Here is a 17,673-nt window from a genome sequence, read left to right as displayed (position 1 = left end):
GGCCGGTCCGGCGGCCGGGGGAAACCCGCCGTGCCTCCCCTGGTGTCGCCCCGGTCGAAGTGCCACCATGGAAAACGATCCGGGGACGCCGTCAGGGCGCCTCGAGACGACGTGTTGGGAGACATCACCATGACGCAGCTCTCGGCTGCCCAGACGCCTGCGACGGGCTCCTCCGGCGGAAACAAAGCGCTGTACGGGGGCAAGGGCACCCGCCGCATCACCGTCCGCGACATCGCCCTCGCCAAGGAACGCGGCGAGAAGTGGCCCATGCTCACCGCCTACGACGCGATGACCGCCTCGGTCTTCGACGAGGCCGGCATCCCCGTCATGCTGGTCGGCGACTCGGCGGGCAACTGCCACCTGGGCTACGACACCACGGTGCCGGTCACGCTCGACCAGATGACCATGCTGTCCGCCGCCGTGGTGCGCGGCACGAGCCGTGCGCTGATCGTGGCCGACCTGCCCTTCGGCACGTACCAGGAGGGTCCGGTGCAGGCGCTGCGCTCGGCCACCCGGCTGGTGAAGGAGGCCGGGGTGGGCGCCGTGAAGCTGGAGGGCGGCGAGCGCTCGCACCGGCAGATCGAGCTGCTGGTCGAGTCGGGCATCCCGGTGATGGCCCACATCGGCCTGACCCCGCAGTCCGTGAACGCGATGGGCTACCGCGTGCAGGGCCGCGGCGAGGAGGCGGCGCAGCAGCTGCTGCGCGACGCCAAGGCCGTGCAGGACGCCGGTGCCTTCGCGGTGGTGCTGGAGCTGGTCCCGGCCGAGCTGGCCGCCGAGGTGACCCGGACGCTGCACATCCCGACCGTCGGGATCGGCGCGGGCCCTCAGACGGACGCACAGGTCCTGGTGTGGACGGACATGCTGGGACTGACCGGCGGCCGGGTGCCGAAGTTCGTGAAGCAGTACGCCGACCTGCGCGCGGTGATGACCGGCGCGGCGAAGGCGTTCGCCGAGGACGTGGTCGGCGGAACGTTCCCGCAGGAGGAGCACTCCGTCCACTGACCCGCCCACGGTCCCGGTGCCCGCTGCCGGGACCACCGACCCGGTCCCGGTGACCCCGCCGGGACCACCGGCCCGGCCCGGCGTCCGCTCCGACACCGGCCGTCGATCCGTCCGGCCCTCCGGCCGGACCCCAGGACCATCCCGGCACCACCGCGGCAGCCCGCCGATCCTCCCCCGTCGGCGGGCTGCCGCCTTTCCGCGCGCGGACGGAGCGGGATCGGGAGGACGGGGGCGGCGACGGGTGACAGCGGACGACAGCGGGCGCACGGCGAGCACAGGGCAGATGCACGGCGGGTGCCCGCGCGTGCACGGTGTGCGGTGCGGTCGGCGGGCGAGGGGCGGCCTGTCGGCGGCCTGTCGGCGGAGTGTCGGCGGCCGGCCGGCGGCGGGGGCCGGCTGTCGGCGGCCTGTCGGCGATATGTCGGCGGCGGCTGACAGCGTCGGGGGCATGAAGCGAATCGACAACGACCCGCGGGGCGCGGGCAGCGCCGTCACCGTACGGGGGCTGGTCAAGCACTACGGTGCCACGAAGGCGCTGGACGGCGTCGACCTGGACGTGCGCGAGGGCACCGTGATGGGGGTGCTCGGGCCGAACGGCGCGGGCAAGACCACCCTGGTCCGCATCCTCTCCACCCTGCTCGCCCCGACCTCCGGCCGCGCCTCGGTCGCCGGGATCGACGTGGTCCGGCAGCCGCGGCAGCTGCGCCGGATGATCGGGCTGACCGGCCAGTACGCCTCGGTGGACGAGAAGCTCTCCGGCCGGGAGAACCTGTACCTGATCGGCCGGCTGCTCGATCTGCCGCGCAAGGAGGCGCGGGGCCGGGCCGACGCGCTGCTGGAACGGTTCTCGCTGACGGAGGCGGCCCGCCGCCCGGCGGCCACCTACTCCGGCGGCATGCGGCGGCGCCTGGACCTGGCCGCCTCGATGATCGGCCGGCCGGCGGTGCTGTTCCTGGACGAGCCGACCACCGGGCTGGACCCGCGCACCCGCAACGAGGTGTGGGACGAGGTGCGGCGGCTGGTCACGGACGGGGTGACGGTGCTGCTCACCACCCAGTACATGGAGGAGGCCGAGCAGCTCGCCGACGAACTGACCGTGGTGGACCGGGGCAAGGTCATCGCGAGCGGCGGCATCGAGCGGCTGAAGGCCCGGGTGGGCGGACGAACGCTGCGCATCCGGCCGGCCGACCCGCTGCAGCTGCGTCCGCTGGCCGGCGCCCTGGACGAGCTGGGCATCACCGGCCTGGCCGGCACGGCCGTCGACGCCGAGGGCGGGGCGGTCCTCGTCCCCGTGCTCAGCGACGAGCAGCTGACCGCCGTGGTGGGAGCGGTCACCGCGCGCGGGATCACGCTCAGCTCCCTCACCACCGAACTGCCCAGCCTGGACGAGGTGTTCCTGTCCCTCACCGGCCACCGGGCCGGTGCCGGCGAGGACTCCGCGCCCGCCGAGACGCCCGAGGAGGCCGTCGCCGTATGAGTGCCGCCACCGTTGTCCCCTCCGCCGAGGCCACCCAGGCCGCCGACGCCGGAGGCGACGCGCGCATCCCGCTGCGGGCCCACCTGCGGCACACCGGTGCCCTGGTGCGCCGCAACCTGCTGTGGATCCGCCAGGACCCGGAGTCGATGTTCGACGCCGTGCTGTTCCCGATCGTCTTCACCCTGCTGTTCGTGTACGTCTTCGGCGGGTCGATCGGGCAGTCGCTGGGCGGTGGGCAGGACGCCTACGTGCAGTACATCGTGCCCGGACTCATGGCCATGATGGGCATGAACATGGCCCAGGGGGTGGGCACCGGCTTCAACCAGGACTTCAACACCGGGGTCATGGACCGCTTCCGCTCGCTGCCGATCGGCCGGGGGTCCGTGCTGTTCGCCAAGATCGCGGTCGAACTGGTGCGGATGCTGATCGCGACGACCATCCTCCTGGTGGTCGGGGTGCTCGTCGGGTTCGACATCACCCGCTGGGCGGGGCTGTTCGCCGCGGTGGGGCTGTCCGTGGTGTTCGGCTCGGCCCTGATGTGGATCTTCCTCACGCTGGGCGTGGTGATGAAGAACGCCCAGTCGGTGCAGGGCATGGGCTTCCTGGTGCTGATGCCGCTCCAGTTCGGTTCGTCGATCTTCGCACCCGTGGAGTCGATGCCCGGGTGGCTGCAGAACTTCACCGCCTACAACCCGTTGTCCTCGCTGGCCGACGCGGCCCGCGGGCTGATGGTGGGCGGCCCGGTGGCGCACGACCTGTGGCTGACGCTGGCCTGGTCGGTGGGCATCACGGCGGTGATGGCGCCGGTCGCGATCCACAAGTTCCGTACGAAGACCTGACGTTCGGCGCGCACAGGGCTCGGCGGCCACGTCCTCCCGGCGGGCCCCCGGGCCCTGGGGCCGCCGGGCCCGGGGCGTGGACGGCGGTCCGGCCGCGTGTCCGGAACCGGTCACCCGGGCCCCAGCAGGGCGGCGGCTTCGTCCAGCGTGAGGCCGCCGCCCTCCGCGTACGCCGCGGCGTACGCGTCGTCGTCGCCGAGGAGGGCCCGGATGCGCCGCTCCGCCCGCTCGCGCATCATGCGGTCCGCGCCGGAGGTCAGGTGACCGGACGGCAGCCCGGCGTCGGCGGCCCCGAGGCAGCGGGCGGCGTCCCGGGCCCGGCCGACGCCGTGGGCGCCCGCCAGCGCGGCGGCGCCCGTGGTCAGCTGGGCCGGCCGCAGATGCGGCGCCACCGCCGAGGAGAGCGGGTCACCGGCCCGCTCCAGGGCCCTGCGGGTCACGGTGAGGGCCTCCCGGTACCGGCCGTCGGCCTCCTCCAGCCAGGCCTCGGCGCCGAGGATGATCGCGTCGAACACCACGTAGTGCGCGATGCGGAACTCCTCGCGCATCGCGCGCAGGTGCTCCCGCGCCTCGCCCGTGCGGCCGGTCATGCCGAGCCAGGCGGCCAGGAACAGCCGCGCTGCGGGCATCGCCTCGTTGTGGCCGCAGTGCTGCCTGTCCGCGATGACCCCGCGCAGCAGCCGTTCACCGCGTTCGGCGTCACCCGCCTCCAGCAGGACGTGTCCCAGCCGGGCGGTCAGCACCGCCATCTGGGCGGGGGCGCCGAGGCGCTCGGCCCGCTCGATCGCCGCCTCGAAGTCCGCCGCGGCCTCCCGGAAGGCACCGGAGCCCTCGTACGCCTCGCCGCGCGCGGCGAGGGCCTCGGCCACGCCCCAGGTGTCGCCGAGGCGGCTGGTGATCGCCAGTGCCTCCTCCGCGTCGGCCCGTGCCTCGTCCGCCCGGTCCCGGCGGTTGGCGAGCAGGTTGGCCCGCATCTGGAGGTTGGCGGCCAGCTCCCACTCGAAGCCGGGCGTCGTCCGGCAGGTCTCCACCGCCGCGTCGACGACCTCGTGGAGGCGGTCCAGGTCACCGGTGAGCATCACCGCGAAGGACCAGAAGATACCGGGCAGGCGGCAGACCTGCGGCAGGCCGGGCCGGTAGGTCGCGGCGACGATCCGCAGCCTGCGCCGGGCCTGCGGACTCTGCCAGTCGTCCAGCTCGGTGTCCATGCAGGCGAGGTGCGCCAGGTGGACGCCGCGCCGGGCCTCGGCGAGGAGTTCGCCGCTCATCGGCGGGGGCGCGTCGGTGGGGCGCTCCCACACCGCCTCGGCCGGGCGCACCGGTTCGGTGAACGGGTCCGGGCCGAGAGCCATGACCTCGCGGCACCAGGTGCGGGCCTCGATGCGCAGGTCGCGCATCTGCCAGTACCAGACCAGCGACAGCAGCAGGCACAGGGCCTCCTGTTCGTCGCGCAGGGTGATGGCGTGGCGCAGGGCGGTGCGGACGTTCTCGTACTCGCGTTCCAGCCGTTCGACGGCGGTGAGTTGCTGCGGCCCGCGCAGCAACAGGTCGGTGGTGCGCGCGAGTTCGCGGTAGTACGTCAGGTGGGCGCGTTCGGCGTCGGCGCGCGCGCCGCTCTCGTCCAGGCGTTCGCGCGCGTACTCGGCGACGGTCTCCAGCAGCCGGTAGCGCATCTCGCCGTCGCCCGCCGGGGCGGCCACCACGAGGGACTTGTCGACGAGGGAGCCGAGCGCCTCCAGGGCGACCGGTCCGCACACCGCCTCGGCGGCGGTCAGGTCGCAGCCGCCCGCGAACACCGACAGCCGTCCCAGGACGTCCCGTTCGTCCGCGTCGAGCAGCTCCCAGGACCAGTCGACGACGGCCCGCAGGGTCTGCTGACGGGGACGCACGGTCCGGCTGCCGGAGGTGAGCAGGCGGAAGCGGTCGTCGAGCCGGTCGGCGATCTGGCGCGGGGTGAGCATCCGCAGCCGGGCGGCGGCGAGTTCGACGGCGAGCGGCATGCCGTCGAGCCGCCGGCAGATCTCGGCGCAGGCGTCGGGGTCGTCCGACACCCGGAATCCGGGGCGGGCCGCCGCGCCGCGGTCGGCGAGCAGCCGCAGTGCGACCGGTTCCGGGAGCGGCTCGACCGGGCGGATCAACTCCCCGGGCACGCCGAGGGGTTCGCGGCTGGTGGCGAGCACGGTGAGTCCGGGGCAGCGTTCCAGCAGCGTCTCGGCGAGCCGGGCCGCCGCCGCCACGACGTGCTCGCAGTTGTCCAGGATCAGCAGCATGCGGCGCCGGCCGCAGTGCTCGGCGAGACGCTCCACCGGGTCGTCGGGCCGGTCGGAGACCGCCCGCATGCCCTCCGCTCCGGCCCCGAACAGGACGGTCTCCCGGGCGCCGACGGCGGTGAGCACGGCCTCGGGGACCGCGTCGGGGTCGTCCACGGGGGCGAGTTCGGCCAGCCACACGCCGTCCGGGACGGTCGCGCGCACGGTTTCGGCGGCCTCCTGCGACAGGCGCGTCTTGCCCGATCCGCCCGGTCCGAGCAGGGTGACCAGCCGGGCGGCCCCCAGGTCGTGGCGGATGGCCTCGATGTCGGCCTCCCGGCCGACGAAGGAGGTGAGCCGGGCCCGCAGGTTGCCGCGGCGCGCCGTCCGGTCCACTGCGGCGGCCCCCTGCCGCGCCTCGCGGGCCCGGTCGGAGGCCGGACCCGGCCCGTTGAACGGTGCCGGTGACGGCGACGGCGACGGGGCAGGTGACAGGGCCGGGGCGCGGGTGGGACGGGAGGCCGGGGTACCGGAGGGATCACCGGAGGGAGCCGGCCCGGTCGGCCCCTTCGGGCCCCGGCCCGGCGCCCCGTCCTGTTCCGGGTTCAGCAACTGTGCGTGCAGGGACCGCAGTTCCGCTCCGGGGTCGGAGCCGAGCCGGTCGGCGAGCAGGCGTCGCACGTCCTCGTAGGCGGCCAGCGCCTCGGCGGTGCGGCCGGTGTCGCGCAGGGCGCGCAGCCGCAGGGCCTGGAGGGGCTCGTCCAGGGGATGGGCGCCGCAGAGGGCGATCAGCTCGGGCAGGGAGCGCTCGGCTTCGCCGACGGCCAGCGCGGCGGTGTGCCGGGCTCGCAGCGCGTCCAGGCGCCGGGTGTCGGCGCGGGCCGCCTGCGCCGTGCGGTCGGGCAGGTCGGCGAGGGCGGGGCCGTGCCACAGGGCGAGGGCGTCGTCGAGGACCGTCCCCGCCTTGGCCGGGTCGCCGTCGGCCAGCGCCCGCAGGCCCTCCGCGGCCAGCCGCTCGAACCGGTGCAGGTCGACGTCGTCGGGCGCGGCGGCGAGCCGGTAGCCACCGTCGGCGGAGGCCACCGTGTCGGCGCCGAGGACCCGGCGCAGCCGCCCGACCAGGGCCTGGAGCGCCCCGGTGGCGTCGGCGGGCGGATCGCCGTCCCAGACCCCGTCGACCAGCTCACCCACCGGGACGGTCCGCCCGGCGCGGAGGGCCAGCACGGTCAGCAGGGCGCGCAGGCGTGCCCCGCCGACCGGGACGACGGTGCCGTCGGCGCGAAGGGCCTGGGTGGTGCCGAGGATGCGGTAGCGCACGTGGTTCATTGTCTCCGGTCGTTCCGGCCGCGATGCGGCGCCCCGGCCCACCCTTCCCGGAACCGGCGGCCCGCGCGAGACGTTTTCCGGTGCGGCGGGTACGGTCGGCCCCCGGTGCGGCGCGCGGTACGGCGCGCGTGGCGCGTGAGCCGTCCGCCCCCGCGGCGCGGCCGCCCGGCCGTGCCGCCCCGCCCGGCCGTTCCCCCCGGCCCGTCCCGTCCGCTCAGTCCGTCCAGTCCAGTCCACTCCGTCCAGTCCGGTAGCGTCAGCCCGCCCGCCCGCGGCGACCGGTCCGGCCAGTCCAGGGAGCTCCATGACCGCCACCAGCATCCGCCCCCGCGACCGGCGGATCAGTCCCGTCTTCCTGGGCATCCTCGCCGTGACCGCGGTGGCGGGCTGGGCCACCTGGACGGGGTTCGCCGCGCGCCCCGGTGTCGCCGTCTTCCTGTTCGTCACGGCCGCCTGGGTCGTCTCGCTGTGCCTGCACGAGTACGCGCACGCCCGCACCGCCCTGCACAGCGGCGACATCTCGATCGCCGCGAAGGGCTACCTCACACTGAACCCGGTGAAGTACACCCACGCCCTGCTGAGCATCGTGCTCCCGGTGGCCTTCGTGATCATGGGCGGGATCGGTCTGCCCGGCGGGGCGGTCTTCATCGAGCGCGGGCGGATCCGGGGCCGCTGGCGGCACAGCCTGATCTCGGCGGTGGGGCCGCTGACGAACGTGCTGTTCGCGGTGGTGTGCACGGCGCCGTTCTGGCTGGACGCGCTGGACGGCGTCCCGGCCGACTTCCGGTTCGCCCTGGCCTTCCTCGCACTGCTGCAGGTCACGGCCGCGATCCTGAACTTCCTGCCGGTGCCGGGACTGGACGGCTACGGCGTCATCGAGCCGTGGCTGTCGCACGGCGTGCGCCGGCAGGTGGAGCCGTTCGCGCCGTTCGGTCTGTTGTTCGTGTTCGCGCTGCTGTGGCTGCCCGCACTGAACGGGGCGTTCTTCGACGCCGTCGACGGGATCCTGTCGGCGCTGGGCATCAGCGACCTGGAGACGTACTGCGGCCAGAACCTCTACCGGTTCTGGCAGGAGACCGACACCTTCTGTTCGGTCAGCCGGTGACGGGGCCGTCCTCCCGGGCGGCGCGGCCGCGCCGGAGGTAGTACCAGGCCATGTTGGACGACAGGCCCATGAGCAGCACCCACACGATGCCCACGAAGACGCCGCCGCGCACGAAGGAGACGACGGCCGCGACGGCGGCGAGCACACAGACGGCGAGGGCGTAGAGGGCGAGACGGGGCATGGGGCGGGCTCCTGTCGGGGGACACTGCGGTTGGTTCACAGGCACTGCCTGCACCGTCCAGTGTCCCCCATCGGGTCACACGTCGGTGACGCGGAGCCCCGCGTGCGCCTTGTAGCGCCGGTTGACGGAGATCAGGTTGGCGACCAGGGACTCGACCTGGTGGGCGTTGCGCAGCCGTCCCGCGTAGATGCCCCGCATGCCGGGGATCCGGCCGGCCAGCGCCTGGACGATCTCCACGTCGGCGCGGACCTCGCCGAGCACCATCACGTCGGTGTCGATGGCGTCGATCTCCGGGTCCTGCAGGAGCACGGCGGACAGGTGGTGGAAGGCGGCGGTGACGCGGGAGTCCGGGAGCAGCGCGGCGGCCTGCTCGGCGGCGCTGCCCTCCTCCGGCTTCAGCGCGTAGGCGCCCTTCTTGTCGAAGCCGAGCGGGTTGACGCAGTCGACGACCAGCTTGCCGGAGAGTTCCTCGCGCAGGGACTCCAGCGTCTTGCCGTGGCCGTCCCAGGGCACGGCGACGATCACGATGTCGCTGCGGCGGGCCGTCTCGGCGTTGTCGGCCCCCTCGACGCCGTGCCCGAGTTCCTCGGCGGCGGCCACGGCACGCTCGGCGGCGCGGGAGCCGATGATCACCTTCTGGCCCGCCTTGGCGAGGCGGAAGGCGAGGCCCTTGCCCTGCGGCCCGGTGCCGCCGAGCACGCCGACGACGAGCCCGGAGACGTCGGGCAGGTCCCAGGGGTCCTTGGCGGGGGCCTTCGCGGCGCCCCCGGTGGGCTGCTGTGCGCTGTCGGTAGTGGTCATGGCCCGACTCTACGTCCGGGGCGGGGCCGTACCGGACGCACGTGAGCGCCGTCACGGGAGGGGACGGACGGAACCGGCCCGGCCTGCCCGGTCGGGTGAACCCGCACCGAACACCGGGCGGCGGCGGCCGGGTTGGCGCAGGATGCGCCGCATGGATGCGGTACGGGTCGCGCTGCTGCGGGAAGTGCTCGCCGGGACCGAGTGGCTGGGCGCCACCCGGCGCTTCGCGGGGGTCCTGCGGGGGTCGGTGGTGTCCCACGGGGGCGGGCTGCTGCTGGTGGGGACGCGGACGTACGAGCCGTGGCACCTGGCGGCGCACCTGGTGGACGAGGCGGCCTGGTCGGGCACCCCGGAGCTGGCGCCGACGCTGGTGCGGCACGGTGCGCGGTCCACGGACCCGGCCCACCTGGCGGTGGGGCCGGGCCGGCTGTCGGCGGCCCGCCGGGGGGAGACGGTGCTGGTGGTGGCGCCCGGGGATCCGGGCGCTCCGCTGCTGGAGCGGGTGTCGGACGCCCGGCGGGCCGGGGCGACGGTGCTGGCGCTGGGCCCCGGCGGGGGTGAGCTGCCGGGGACCGCGCACGAGACGCTGGCCGTCCCGGAGGGGGCGGAGCTGGACCTGGACACCGTGCAGCACCTGGTCAGCGCCGCGGCCGGGGAGAACGCGCTGCCGGCCCCGCGCGGGCAGCGCCGCTTCCGCGACCGGCTGTCCCGGCTGGCGGACCTGCTGACCGCTCCCCCACCGCCCCGCTGGTGACGGCGGGACGGCACTCGGCTCCGCGGGCCCTTCCGGTGCGGGAGGCCGACTCCGGTCCGCCGTCCCTTCCGGTGCGGGAGGCGGGCACCGGTCCGCCGTCCCGGACCGTCCGCCGCGTCCGTCCCGGACCGTCCGCCGCGTCCGTCCCGCCCGTCTCACTCGTTGTCGCGCTCGCGCTCCTCGGCGTCGTGCCACCTCGGGTCGTTCTCCCACTCGAGGTTGCGCTCGCGGGCGGTCTCCATGGCCCGCTGTGCCTCGTCCGGACTGGCATACGGACCGAAGCGGTCCTTGCCGGGGCAGTCGGGGCCCTCCTCGACCTTCCCGTGCTCCAGGCAGTAGTACCACTCGCCCGGTTTTCCGGCGGTCCGCTTCTTGAACAGGGGCATGACCGGCTCCTTTCGCCTCGGAAGATGGTCCCCCGTCGGCGCTGAATTAGACTCGCCGGCATGTCTGGCCAGTCGCTGCTCGTCCCAGGGGAGCTGTCCCCCACCCGTTCCGTACCCGGAAACATCCGTCGTCCCGAGTACGTCGGCAAGCCCGCCCCGACGCCGTACACCGGGCCGGAGGTGCAGACGCCCGAGACCGTCGAGGCGATGCGGACCGCCGGGCGGATCGCCGCGCAGGCCATGGCGGAGGCGGCCCGGCACATCGCGCCCGGGGTGACCACGGACGAGCTGGACCGGGTGGCGCACGAGTTCCTGTGCGACCACGGCGCCTACCCGTCGACGCTGGGCTACCGCGGCTTCCCGAAGTCGCTGTGCACGTCGGTCAACGAGGTGATCTGCCACGGCATCCCGGACTCGACGGTGCTGCGCGACGGCGACATCGTCAACCTCGACGTGACGGCGTACATCGGCGGGGTGCACGGCGACAACAACGCCACGTACCTGGTGGGCGACGTCGACGAGGAGAGCCGGCTGCTGGTGGAGCGCACGCGGGAGGCGCTGAACCGGGCGATCAAGGCGGTCAAGCCGGGTCGGCAGATCAACATCATCGGCCGGGTGATCGAGTCCTACGCCAAGCGGTTCGGCTACGGGGTGGTGCGGGACTTCACCGGGCACGGCATCAACACCTCGTTCCACTCGGGGCTGATCGTCCCGCACTACGACAGTCCGCAGGCGACGACGGTCATGCAGCCGGGGATGACGTTCACCATCGAGCCGATGCTGACGCTGGGGACCCACGAGTACGACCTGTGGGACGACGGCTGGACGGTCGTGACCAAGGACCGTAAGCGCACCGCACAGTTCGAGCACACCCTGGTGGTGACCGGCACCGGCGCGGACATCCTGACGCTGCCGTAGCCGCCCGAGACCGCTGGGACATGGAAGCCCGCCCTCTTCGGAGGGCGGGCTTCTTTCGTGGCCGGGGTGGGTAGGAGGGTGGTCGGCGGCAGATGCCGACAACCTGTCGGCAACGTATTGACTTAGGTAAGCCTAACCATAGAAGATCGGGACTCATGGACTCCTTCTCGACCCTGATCCGCACCGCGTCGCACGAGCAGCACGTGGAGGCGGAGACCTCCACGTTCATGAGCGACCTGCTGGGCGGCCGCCTGGGCGTGGACGCGTACGCGCGCTACACCGAACAGCTCTGGTTCGTCTACGAGGCCCTGGAGTCCGGCGCCCCCGGTCTGGCGTCGGACCCGGTGGCCGGACCCTTCATCCGCCCCGAGCTGATGCGGCTGCCGTCGCTGGAGCGGGACCTGGCGCACCTGCGCGGCCCCGACTGGCGTTCCGGTCTCACCGCGCTGCCCGCCACCCGCGCGTACGCGGAGCGGGTCGCCACCTGCGTGCGGGACTGGCCGGCGGGCTACGTCGCCCACCACTACACCCGCTACCTGGGTGACCTCTCCGGCGGTCAGATCATCCGCGACAAGGCCGAGAAGACCTGGGGCTTCGCCAAGAAGGGCGACGGGGTCCGGTTCTACGTCTTCGAGGAGATCGGCAACCCCGCCGCCTTCAAGCGGTCCTACCGCGAGCTGCTGGACGCCGTGCCGGTGGACGACCTGGAGAAGCAGCGCATCGTCACCGAGTGCAAGCGCGCCTTCTCCCTGAACACGGACGTCTTCCGGGCCCTGGGCGAGGAGTTCCCGCTGTCGGCGTAGCCCGCGCGGGCGGCGGCGCCGGAACGCGAACGGGCCCCCGCGCACCGTGCGCGGGGGCCCGTCGGGAGCGGCTCAGAAGAAGCCGTGGCAGTTCGCGCCGCCCCACTCGAGCTCGGCGGTGTCCGTCTCGATCTCGCCGAAGTACGGGCTGCACGTGGCGTGGTCGTCGCCGGACCGGTGGTCGGACGCGTTCGCCGTGGCCACGCCACCGGTGGTCAGCGCGGCGGCCAGGACGGCCACGGCCAGGGCGGATCGGATGCGCATGGGGTTCCTCTCGGGAGGGTGAGTGATCACGCCCAGTGGTCCCCGTTCACCGCCGCCCACACACACCTTTCCACCCGGACGGACGCGCCGGTGTGCCCCGACCGGTGGCTCCCGGCGGGTCAGCGCTCCAGCAGGACCCGTCCGCCGACCTCCGTCCACCCGTGCGGCTGCGGCGCGGTCAGAAGCTGGGAGCCGGTCCCCTGGGTGATGTTCAGGGCCCGCCCCAACCGCTCCGTGAGCAGCATCGCCGCCGCGCCCGTCGCCTCCTCCTCCACGGCCGTCGGGGCGCCCCCGGTGTCCCCCGCGTCGGCGGCCCCTTCCGGGTCCCCGAGCCGGGCGGCCGGGTCGGGGCCCGGTCCCTCGTCGCGGTGGGTGAAGGCGCGGGCCCGGACCCGGCCGCCCGGCTCGTCCTCCCAGGCCCAGGCGTACAAAGGCGGCTCGTCCGCCCCGATCGACGGCACCGCCAGCCCGTCGACCTCGGCGGCGGACGCGTACTGGCGCAGGGTGTACCGGGGCGCCCACTCGGCCCGCGCCTCGATCCAGCAGAACTCCCCGTCCTGCCGCGCGCCCATCACGCCGGCGTCCGTGGTGAGTTCGGGTACGTCGAGCAGCCAGGCGGCGCCGACGCAGGGCGTGCCCGTGAAGGACGGGCGCCCGGCCGGTGTCCGGATGTCGATCACCCCGCGCTCGGGGTCGTCGACGAACACGGTCCGGCCGAAGCCGAGTTTCACGGCGAGCGCCTGCCTCTCACCGTCCTCGGGCAGCAACGATCCGTTGCGCACGACGCCGACCTCGTCGCCGTACTCGCCACGGGGCCCGCAGAAGACACGCAGCACGTCGTAGTCAGTCACGCGACGCATTCAAGCACCGGTCGCCTCCCGCCCTCTCCCCGGTCCGCCGCACCGCCCCGCCCTCGGGGCCGCGTGCCCGCGTCCCTCGGGGTCGCGTGCCCGCATCTCTCGGGGTCGCGTGCCGGGGATGACCCCGAGAAGGCGGGGCGGGGCTTCAGGGGGCCGTGGGGGTCGGCTCTCGTCACCGCGCAGGATCCCGCGGTCTGCGGTGATCACCAGGATGGTCCCTGTTCCGACCCCTTCCTCCTTCCTCCTTCCTTTCTTCCTTCCTTCCTTCCGACCGACCGACCCCAGGAGCCTCGTATGAGCCCCGTCCGCACCCGACGCGCCCGACACACCCGTCTCGCCGTCACGTCCGCGTTACTCGCCCCCGCGCTGCTCCTCGTCCCCCTCACCGGGACGGCCACCGCCCAGCCCGCCCCCGGGGCGTCCGCCGCCGTCCGGGGCACCGGGGACTTCGACGGCTCCGCCCTGGAGAAGGCGCTCACCGGGCTGCCCGACGGTGACATCTCCGCCGCCCTGGTCCGGGTCGGCGGCCAGGGCCGCTGGACCGGCACCGCCGGCGTGCGGGACCTGCGGACGGGCGCCCCGGCGCTGGCGCACGCCCGTTTCCGGGCCGGGTCGACGACCAAGGTGGTCACCGCGGCCATCGTGCTGCAACTGGTCGCCGAGGGGCGCGTCCACCTCGACGCCCCCGTGACGCGCTACCTGCCCGGCCTGCTGCCGCCGTCCTTCACCGAGCCGCCGACCGTGCGGCACCTGCTCACCTACACCAGCGGCCTGCGGCCGGGCGCCGACCTCGGGTCCACCACGGAGGAGATGTACCCGCACCGGTTCCGGACCCTCACTCCGGAGCGGGTGGTGGCCACAGCGGTCGCCAAGGGACCGGCCCATGAGCCGGGCGAGCGCCAGGAGTACCGGAACATCCACTACACGGTGCTCGGTCTGCTGATCGAGAAGGTGACCGGAGACCGCTACGAACACCAGGCCGCCGCACGGATCTTCCGTCCCCTGGGCATGCGGCACACCGGATTCCCCGGCGGGCCCGACCCGCGCATCCGCGGCCCCCACCACCGCGCCTACGCCGACATCGGCGGCCGGACCACCGACGTCACCGAGTGGAACATGTCCGACCGCTGGGCGGCCGGGGACATGATCTCCACGACCGCCGACCTCGAACGCCTCGTGGTCGGTCTGTTCCGGGGCGAGGTGGTGCCCCGGCGGTTGCTGGACCAGATGCTCACCGTGCCGCGGATCGACGGGGCGACCTACGGCATGGCGTTCGAGCGCTACGTGCACAACGGCCGGGAGATCTGGGGCAAGACGGGTTCCCGCCCGGGCTACCACACGGTGGTGGCCGCCACCCGGGACCTGTCCCGGACGGTGGTGTACTCGGTCAACGCCAAGAGCGCCCGCGAGGACGGCTTCCCCCTCGTCGCCCGCTTCGCCCTGCCGGCCTTCGACAGCTGAGGCCCCCTCCGCGGGCACTCGGGAGCCGGAAGGCAGGGACGCGGGGAGCACGGCAACGCGGCGACGCGACACCGTGGGGAGCACGGTGTCAGCGCGGGAGCACGGCGCCGGCGCGGACACCGGAACGAGACGGCGGAAGGGGTGCCCCGGGACCGTACCGGGGCACCCCTTCGCCAGGGGCGCGGCTACTCGGCCGCCGGGCGGCGCCTGCGCACCGCCACCACCACGCCCGCGCCCGCCGCGACGGCCACCGCGGCCGCCGTGCCCAGCGCGGCGGCCGGGATCTCGGAGCCGGTGCTGGCGAGGCCGCCGGTCAGGTCGCCCGTCGCGCCCAGGCCGCCGGTTGTGGAGCCGCTGGGGCCGGGGCCGCCCGCGGAGCCCGAGCCGGCGCCGGCACCGGAGCCTCCGGTGCCGCCGCCCGAACCGCTGCCGCCGGGCAGGACCGCGCCGGCCTTCAGCGCGACGGAGAGGTCGACCGGGTCGAGCGCGGTGCCGGCGGTGTAGAAGTCGCCGAAGGCGGTGGCACCGGCCTTGGTGAGGGTCGCCGCGATGTCGTTGACCGTGATGACGTCGCTCCGGGCGGTCAGCCGGGGCGACTTCGCCTTCAGCTCGGCCAGCACCACGTCCTGGGACGTCTTGCCGAGGCTGGTGACGTCGGCGGAGAGCGTGCCGGTGCCGCCCTTCAGGCTGGCCTTGAGGTCGGTCAGGGTGAGGTCCAGGGAGTGGCTGCCGCCGGACTCGTGGCCCTTGAAGTTCACGGCGCCCTTGAAGGCGGCCTGGAGGCTGCCCGCCTCGGTGTCGTACGTCCCGGAGGCGTCCGGGAAGGTGAAGGCGCCGTTGCCCGCGGCCTGCTTCGCGCCCGCCGAGACGGTGACCTTGCCCTTGGCCACCGGGCCCACCACGTAGGCGCGGAAGGAGTCCTTCACGCCCCAGCCGAGGGTGCCGTCGGCTATCTGGCCCCGGGTGGCGGGCGCGGCCGGCTCACCGGGGGTCGCGGGCTTGTCGGACGGCTTGTCCGACGGCTTGTCCGACTGCTCGTCGGAGGGCTTGTCGCTCGGCTTGTCCGAGGGCTTGTCGCTCGGCTTGTCGGACGGCTTGTCAGAAGGCTTGTCGCTCGGCTTGTCCGAGGGCTTGTCGCTCGGCTTGTCCGACGGCTCCGGGTCGGGCGCGGGGGCGGGTTCGGTCTTCTGCACCGTCAGCGGATCGCCCGCCGCGCCTTCGTAGCTCGCGCTGCCGAGGACCTCGCCGGCCTCCTTCGTCAGCTCGGTCGCCATGTCCTTCATGCCGCGGGTCACGGTGACCTTGGCAAGCGGGACGTCGTCGGTGGTCGTGCCGTCGCGGGTGACGTCCGCGGTGATCTCGGCGTCCCGGCTGTCGAACCTGATGTCGGACAGGGTGATGTCGAAGCGGTGCGCCGCGGAGGCGATCCGGAGGCTGCCCTGGAAGCCGAGGGAGACCGTGTGGTCGGTGGAGTCGTAGCCGCCGGTGCCGTCCACGAAGGTGAAGGCTCCGTTGCCGTCGGCCTGGACGGCGCCGCCGGAGGGCGTGAAGGAGCCCTTCGCCATGCCGGTGACGTAGGTGCGGTAGGTCTCCTTGATGCCCCAGGTCAACTCGTAGCCGGAAAGCGGTGTTTCGGCCGCGGAGGCGGCGGGTGCGCCGATCAGGGCGGTGGCGCCGAGGGCGGCGGCCGTCGCCACGGCGGCGGCGAGGGCGGTGGAACGGCGGCGTCTGGCGGGCATGGTCGGGTGTCTCCTCGGGAGTCGGGTGCAGCGAGTCGGGTGATCAGTCGGCCTGCGGGGTGTCCGCGGGGGCCGGGCGGGCGCGGCGCCTGCGGACGGTGACCGCGGCCACCGCGGCCAGCGCCAGCAGGGATCCCGCGGCGAGGGTGAGGGGAAGGACGGGGAGGCCGCCCGCGTCGTCCCGGGCCTCGGCGGCCACGGGCTCGGTGGAGGCACCGTCCGACGTGGACGGGGACGGGGACGGCGAGGGGGCGGTGCTGCCGAGGTCGGGCAGGGCGGGGAGTTCGGCGTCGTCGGTGAGGGCGACGGCCACGGACACCGGGTCCATCGCGGTGCCCTTCGGGTACATCCCGCCGAGGGCCTCGGCACCCTCGGCGGTGAGCTTCGCGGGTGCCTCGGTCACCGTGACCAGGCCCTTGCGGGGTTCCAGCCCCTTGGCGGCGAAGGTGACCAGCGGGACCTTCCTCCCGGTGAACTCCGGGCTCTTGACGTCGGCGTAGAGGGTGCCGCGGCCGTCCTCGACGGTGACGCGGACGCCGCTCAGCGCGAGGTCGAGGCCGTCGTCGCCGGTGAAGCGGACGGTGCCGTCGAAGGCGGCGGTCAGGTCGCCGTCGCGGAAGGTCCCGGAGCCGCCGGGGAAGCGGTAGAGGGCGCCGCCGTCGAGGGCGCCGGCGGACAGGGTCCACTTGCCGCGGGCGATGTCGCCGGTGACGTACTCGCGGAAGGTGCGGCGCACGCCCCAGTCGACGGCGCCGTCGGTCAGCTTCCCCTGGGCGTCCGGCTTCTTCTTCGCGTCCTTCTTCGGCCGGGGCGACTCTGAGTCCGGTGCGGTGGACGGCTGCTCGGCGGCGGGCCGGACGTCGGCCGCGAGGCTGACCGGGTCCAGGGCGGTCCCGGCGGTGTAGTACCCGGCGAAGGACCTGGCCCCCTGGGCGGTGAGGGTGGCGGGGAGGTTGTTCAGGACGACGGAGGTGCCGCCGCCGCGCATGTCGATGCCGCCCAGGGAGAGGGAGGCGAAGGGCACCTGACGGGACGTCGTGACCGTCCCGGTGCCCCTCGCCTTGCTGACGACGTCCACGTGGAGCGTGCCGGAGGACCCGGAGATGCTCACAGTGGGACGGCTGAGGGTGAGGTCGAGCTCGTGCGATCCGTCGTCCGAGCGGTGGCCGACGAAGCGCACCCCGCCGGAGAAGGCCGCGCGGAAGGTGCCGGTGTCGGCGTCGTAGGTGCCGGTCGCCGAGTGGAAGCGGAAGCCGCTGCCGCCGACGGTGGCCGCGCCGCCGGTGAGGGAGAAGCCGCCCTTGGCGACGGGCCCGGTGACGTAGCTCTGGAAGGACGACTTGATGCCCCAGTCCAGGCGTCCGCCCTGCACGGCGCGGTTCTCGGCGTGCGCGGTCGCGGCCGGCAGGAGCGCGCCGAGAACGGCCGCGCACAGCACGGTGACGAGAGCACGTAGACGGGTGGGCATGACGGGTCCTCCGGAGACGACGACCGGTAGCGAGCGA

Annotated in this window: 16 protein-coding genes; 8 read left to right on the top strand and 8 right to left on the bottom strand. The window is 74.2% G+C overall.

The window, feature by feature from the left end:
* The first annotated feature begins 129 nt into the window (after positions 1-129).
* The 3 genes from panB to ACSU53_RS22480 all read left to right on the top strand — a co-directional run bounded on the left by panB (position 130) and on the right by ACSU53_RS22480 (position 3,321).
* On the top strand, positions 130-1,005 hold the full coding sequence (gene panB / locus ACSU53_RS22490) for a 3-methyl-2-oxobutanoate hydroxymethyltransferase (protein ID WP_437030385.1): 876 nt from the start codon (positions 130-132) through the stop codon (positions 1,003-1,005).
* Between the two features lie 448 nt (positions 1,006-1,453).
* A complete protein-coding gene (locus ACSU53_RS22485; protein WP_437030383.1) occupies positions 1,454-2,482 on the top strand; it encodes an ATP-binding cassette domain-containing protein in 1,029 nt (342 codons plus the stop codon).
* Positions 2,479-3,321, top strand: coding sequence for an ABC transporter permease (locus ACSU53_RS22480; protein WP_437030381.1), 843 nt, complete (start codon positions 2,479-2,481; stop codon positions 3,319-3,321). The genes ACSU53_RS22485 and ACSU53_RS22480 overlap by 4 nt, the downstream gene beginning before the upstream one ends.
* Positions 3,322-3,431: 110 nt before the next feature.
* Here the strand turns inward: ACSU53_RS22480 and ACSU53_RS22475 are convergent, their stop codons facing one another.
* Positions 3,432-6,896: an AfsR/SARP family transcriptional regulator gene (locus tag ACSU53_RS22475; RefSeq protein WP_437030379.1), complete on the bottom strand. Its 3,465-nt coding sequence runs from the start codon at positions 6,894-6,896 to the stop codon at positions 3,432-3,434.
* Between the two features lie 304 nt (positions 6,897-7,200).
* On the opposite strand from ACSU53_RS22475, the gene ACSU53_RS22470 reads away from it, so the two are divergent.
* Complete coding sequence (locus ACSU53_RS22470; protein WP_437030377.1) at positions 7,201-8,001, top strand: site-2 protease family protein; 801 nt, start codon at positions 7,201-7,203, stop codon at positions 7,999-8,001.
* On the opposite strand, the gene ACSU53_RS22465 is transcribed toward ACSU53_RS22470, so the two are convergent.
* Together ACSU53_RS22465 and npdG are read right to left on the bottom strand one after the other, a co-directional pair.
* Positions 7,991-8,182, bottom strand: a complete 192-nt coding sequence (locus ACSU53_RS22465) for a hypothetical protein (protein WP_437030375.1) — start codon at positions 8,180-8,182, stop codon at positions 7,991-7,993. The two genes, ACSU53_RS22470 and ACSU53_RS22465, sit on opposite strands and share 11 nt — an antisense overlap.
* A 75-nt stretch (positions 8,183-8,257) precedes the next feature.
* Positions 8,258-8,983: an NADPH-dependent F420 reductase gene (npdG, locus tag ACSU53_RS22460; RefSeq protein ID WP_437030373.1), complete on the bottom strand. Its 726-nt coding sequence runs from the start codon at positions 8,981-8,983 to the stop codon at positions 8,258-8,260.
* A 151-nt stretch (positions 8,984-9,134) separates the two neighbouring features.
* Here npdG and ACSU53_RS22455 point away from each other — a divergent pair, with 151 nt between their 5' ends.
* On the top strand, positions 9,135-9,737 hold the full coding sequence (locus tag ACSU53_RS22455) for a hypothetical protein (RefSeq protein ID WP_437030371.1): 603 nt from the start codon (positions 9,135-9,137) through the stop codon (positions 9,735-9,737).
* A 155-nt stretch (positions 9,738-9,892) separates the two neighbouring features.
* Here the strand turns inward: ACSU53_RS22455 and ACSU53_RS22450 are convergent, their stop codons facing one another.
* Positions 9,893-10,123 (bottom strand): hypothetical protein, encoded by a 231-nt coding sequence (locus ACSU53_RS22450; protein ID WP_437030369.1) that lies wholly within the window; start codon positions 10,121-10,123, stop codon positions 9,893-9,895.
* Between the two features lie 60 nt (positions 10,124-10,183).
* Here ACSU53_RS22450 and map point away from each other — a divergent pair, with 60 nt between their 5' ends.
* Positions 10,184-11,041 carry a type I methionyl aminopeptidase gene (map, locus tag ACSU53_RS22445; protein ID WP_437030367.1) on the top strand — a complete coding sequence of 286 codons (858 nt, stop codon included), beginning with the start codon at positions 10,184-10,186 and terminating at the stop codon, positions 11,039-11,041.
* A gap of 155 nt (positions 11,042-11,196) precedes the next feature.
* Complete coding sequence (locus ACSU53_RS22440) at positions 11,197-11,844, top strand: heme oxygenase (biliverdin-producing) (protein ID WP_437030364.1); 648 nt, start codon at positions 11,197-11,199, stop codon at positions 11,842-11,844.
* 72 nt (positions 11,845-11,916) lie between these two features.
* Here ACSU53_RS22440 and ACSU53_RS22435 read toward each other — a convergent pair whose 3' ends face one another.
* Both ACSU53_RS22435 and ACSU53_RS22430 read right to left on the bottom strand, forming a co-directional pair.
* A complete protein-coding gene (locus ACSU53_RS22435; protein WP_362089198.1) occupies positions 11,917-12,108 on the bottom strand; it encodes a hypothetical protein in 192 nt (63 codons plus the stop codon).
* 119 nt (positions 12,109-12,227) lie between these two features.
* Positions 12,228-12,959 (bottom strand): PhzF family phenazine biosynthesis protein, encoded by a 732-nt coding sequence (locus ACSU53_RS22430; RefSeq protein ID WP_437030362.1) that lies wholly within the window; start codon positions 12,957-12,959, stop codon positions 12,228-12,230.
* 303 nt (positions 12,960-13,262) lie between these two features.
* Between ACSU53_RS22430 and ACSU53_RS22425 the strand changes: the two genes are divergently transcribed.
* Positions 13,263-14,429, top strand: a complete 1,167-nt coding sequence (locus tag ACSU53_RS22425) for a serine hydrolase domain-containing protein (RefSeq protein ID WP_437030359.1) — start codon at positions 13,263-13,265, stop codon at positions 14,427-14,429.
* Positions 14,430-14,614: 185 nt separating this feature from the next.
* On the opposite strand, the gene ACSU53_RS22420 is transcribed toward ACSU53_RS22425, so the two are convergent.
* Together ACSU53_RS22420 and ACSU53_RS22415 are read right to left on the bottom strand one after the other, a co-directional pair.
* On the bottom strand, positions 14,615-16,168 hold the full coding sequence (locus ACSU53_RS22420) for an HtaA domain-containing protein (RefSeq protein WP_437030357.1): 1,554 nt from the start codon (positions 16,166-16,168) through the stop codon (positions 14,615-14,617).
* A 43-nt stretch (positions 16,169-16,211) separates the two neighbouring features.
* On the bottom strand, positions 16,212-17,636 hold the full coding sequence (locus ACSU53_RS22415; protein ID WP_437030355.1) for an HtaA domain-containing protein: 1,425 nt from the start codon (positions 17,634-17,636) through the stop codon (positions 16,212-16,214).
* Between the last annotated feature and the right edge of the window lie 37 nt (positions 17,637-17,673).

Origin of the sequence: Streptomyces sp. enrichment culture (genome assembly GCF_964273255.1) — a bacterium.
GTDB lineage: Bacteria > Actinomycetota > Actinomycetes > Streptomycetales > Streptomycetaceae > Streptomyces.
This window is presented reverse-complemented; position numbering and strand designations above follow the sequence as displayed.